The sequence below is a fragment of the Arcobacter sp. CECT 8985 genome (assembly GCF_004116495.1).
Classification (GTDB): domain Bacteria; phylum Campylobacterota; class Campylobacteria; order Campylobacterales; family Arcobacteraceae; genus Malaciobacter.
Window position 1 is genome coordinate 1 of the sequence record NZ_PDKC01000063.1, and the last position, 3748, is coordinate 3748.

At 32.4% G+C, this 3748-nt stretch carries 4 protein-coding genes; all 4 read right to left on the minus strand.

Annotated elements, in window-relative coordinates:
- Positions 1-302: 302 nt before the first annotated feature.
- A complete protein-coding gene (locus tag CRU93_RS13910) occupies positions 303-1163 on the minus strand; it encodes a flagellin (RefSeq protein ID WP_129104789.1) in 861 nt (286 codons plus the stop codon).
- Positions 1164-1416: 253 nt separating this feature from the next.
- Complete coding sequence (locus tag CRU93_RS13915; RefSeq protein ID WP_129104790.1) at positions 1417-2280, minus strand: flagellin; 864 nt, start codon at positions 2278-2280, stop codon at positions 1417-1419.
- Between the two features lie 173 nt (positions 2281-2453).
- The gene (locus CRU93_RS13920) at positions 2454-3314 is read right to left on the minus strand and encodes a flagellin (protein ID WP_129104791.1); all 861 of its coding nucleotides are present in this window, start codon (positions 3312-3314) and stop codon (positions 2454-2456) included.
- Positions 3315-3526: 212 nt separating this feature from the next.
- A partial coding sequence (locus tag CRU93_RS13925) for a flagellin (RefSeq protein WP_258238944.1) occupies positions 3527-3748 on the minus strand: 222 nt, incomplete at its 5' end.

Sequence of the window (3748 nt, forward strand, 5' to 3'; positions counted from 1 at the left end):
GAGCTATTTAAGTTTTTTGTTGTATTTGTTGAAGCTTCTTGTGCAACTAATGAAGCAGCATTTGTATTAATTCTCATAATAAATCCTTTTTATCTTTAAAAGATTTACCCATGACACTGGGAGCCTAAAACATTCTTGTATTACCAAGCATAGAGTTTTACTCTTCGGAATCCATTGATCCCTATATGGATTACTACATCCATTCTTAATACTAAAACTATTAAGAATAGATGTTATTTCCAAAGGGAACTAGAAAAAATCTAGCCCTTTAAAAGTTTAAAAATATTCAAAAGGCTCAAAGACTATTGAAGAAGTCTAAGAACATTTTGTTGAATAGAGTTCGCTTGACTCATAGCATAAGTACCAGCTTGCGAAATAATATTTTGTTTATTAAAATTAGCACTTTCTTGTGCATAATCAACATCTCTAATTACAGATTCAGCAGATTTAATATTAGTTTGCTGAGTCATTTGGTTTCTGATAGCAGATTCTAATTGATTTTGAGTAGAACCGAAGTCTGCTCTCCAACCATTTAGTGTGTTAATCGCATCATCAACATCTGACATAAAACCTCTAGCTGCCGAAGCACCAGCAGTTGCAAATCCACCAGCTGCAGAAGCTTTTAAAGAACTAAGGTCTAAACCATTAACATTAGCTGCTACTCCAGATGTTGTTTTAATAGTATCTGCACTTGTTTCACCCATTTGGAATGTTAAAGATAGTGCTGAATCACCATTTACACCTGTTCCATTTTGTAATAATGTTGTTCCATTATAATTAGTTTGCGTTGCAATATTATTTAATTGGTCAAGAAGTTTACTAATATCTTTACCAATAGCTTCTCTACCTTGATCTGAAGTAGTATCAGTTGCAGCTTGAACTAATTTCGTTTTAATAGTATCCAAAATATTAGATTGCTCAGACATAGCCTTATCAGCAATTTGAGTTAAAGAAACAGCAGAGTTTCCATTCGAAATTGACTGACCAATAGAGTTAGCTTGAGTTCTAAGTTTATCAGCAATTGCTAAACCAGAAGCATCATCACTAGCTTTATTAATTCTAAGACCTGTACTTAGTTTCTCTAATGAACTACTTACATTTTTTGTTGTGTTTGTTGCAGCTTCTTGAGCGATCAATGAAGCAGCATTTGTATTAATTCTCATAATAAATCCTTTTTATTATCAAAAAGATTTACCCATGATACGGGAGCCTAAAACATTCTTGTATTACCAAGCATAGAGTAATAAACTCTTCGGAATCCATTGACCCCTACAATAATAGCGTTTTATTTATCCCTCACAACATCTACAATAACACACATTCCTAATACTAAACCTATTAAGAATGAATGTTTTAAAGGGAACTAGAAAAAATCTAGCCCTTTAAAAATTTAAAAATATTCAAAAGGCTCAAAGACTATTGAAGAAGTCTAAGAACATTTTGTTGAATAGAGTTCGCTTGACTCATAGCATAAGTACCAGCTTGCGAAATAATATTTTGTTTATTAAAATTAGCACTTTCTTGTGCATAATCAACATCTCTAATTACAGATTCAGCAGATTTAATATTAGTTTGCTGAGTCATTTGGTTTCTGATAGCAGATTCTAATTGATTTTGAGTAGAACCAAAGTCCGCTCTCCAACCATTTAGTGTGTTAATCGCACTATCTACATTTTTCATAAAACCTCTAGCGTCTGCAGCATCAAATAGTGCAGAAGTACCAGCACTAGCAGCAGATTTAAGTGTTTGAAGACCTAATCCACTTACATTTGCTTGAACACCAGATGTTGTTTGAATAATATCAGCACTTGTTTCACCCATTTGGAATGTTAAAGTTGTTGCTGATCCACCATTAGCAGCTGTTCCTGCTTGTAACAGTGTTGTTCCATTATAATTAGTTTGCGTTGCAATGTTATTTAATTGGTCAAGAAGTTTACTAACATCTTTACCAATAGCTTCTCTACCTTGTTGAGAAGTAGTATCAGTTGCAGCTTGAACTAATTTCGTTTTAATAGTATCTAAAATATTAGATTGCTCAGACATAGCCTTATCAGCAATTTGAGTTAAAGAAACAGCAGAGTTTCCATTTGAAATTGACTGACCAATAGAGTTAGCTTGAGTTCTAAGTTTATCAGCAATTGCTAAACCAGAAGCATCATCACTAGCTTTATTAATTCTAAGACCTGTACTTAGTTTCTCTAATGAACTACTTACATTTTTTGTTGTATTTGTTGCAGCTTCTTGAGCGATCAATGAAGCAGCATTTGTATTAATTCTCATAATAAATCCTTTTATGATTAAAAGATTTACCCATGATACGGGAGCCTAAAACATTCTTGTGTTACCAAGCATAGAGTTTTACTCTTCGGAATCCATTGACCCCTACAATAATTGCGTTTTAATGGCTCTTAAAATACTTTTAACAAAATACTAGTTTAATATATCATTTAAATTTATTGTAATAGTCTAGTTACATTTTGTTGAATTGCATTTGCTTGACTCATAGCATAAGTACCAGCTTGTGCAATAATATTTTGTTTATTAAAAGTAGCACTTTCTTGTGCATAATCAACATCTCTAATTACAGATTCAGCAGCTTTAATATTAGTTTGCTGAGTCATTTGGTTTCTAATAGCTGATTCTAATTGATTTTGAGTAGAACCGAAGTCTGCTCTCCAACCATTTAGTGTGTTAATTGCATCATCAACACCTTTCATAAAACCTCTTGCTCCAGCAGCATCAAAACCTCCAGAAGCAGTACCAACATTAGCAGCAGATTTTAAACCTGCAAGACCTAATCCACTAGTATTTGCTCTTACACCTGAATCAGTTGTAATAGTATCAGCAGCTGTTTCACCCATTTGGAATGTTAATTTAGCTGCAGCTGAAGCAGAAGTTCCACCTTGTAATAAAGTAGTTCCGTTATAATTAGTTTGACTAGCAATATTGTTTAATTGGTCAAGAAGTTTAGTTATATCTTTACCAATAGCTTCTCTACCATCATCTGAAGTAGTATCAGTAGATGCTTGAATAAGTTTAGTTTTAATAGTATCTAAAATATTAGATTGCTCAGCCATAGCCTTATCAGCAATTTGTGTTAAAGAAACAGCAGAGTTTCCATTTGAAATTGATTGACCAATAGAGCTTGCTTGAGTTCTAAGTTTATCAGCAATTGCTAAACCAGAAGCATCATCACTAGCTTTATTAATTCTAAGACCTGTACTTAATTTCTCTAACGAGCTATTTAATCTATTGTTTGTATTTGTCGCAGCTTCTTGTGCAACTAATGAAGCAGCATTTGTATTAATTCTCATAATAAATCCTTTTATGATTAAAAGATTTACCCATGATACGGGAGCCTAAAACATTCTTGTGTTACCAAGCATAGAGTTTTACTCTTCGGAATCCATTGATACCTATACTATAAAATTATTACATACCAATTCTTAAAATTAGTTTAAAATAATTTTATTTATAAAAATAAGAAGAAGTAGAAGTTCTACTCCTTCTTTCATAAAATCATTAACTATTGTAATAGTCTAGTTACATTTTGTTGAATTGCATTTGCTTGACTCATAGCATAAGTACCAGCTTGTGCAATAATATTTTGTTTATTAAAAGTAGCACTTTCTTGTGCATAATCAACATCTCTAATTACAGATTCAGCAGCTTTAATATTAGTTTGCTGAGTCATTTGGTTTCTAATAGCTGATTCTAATTGATTTTGAGTAGAACCGAAGTCTGCTCT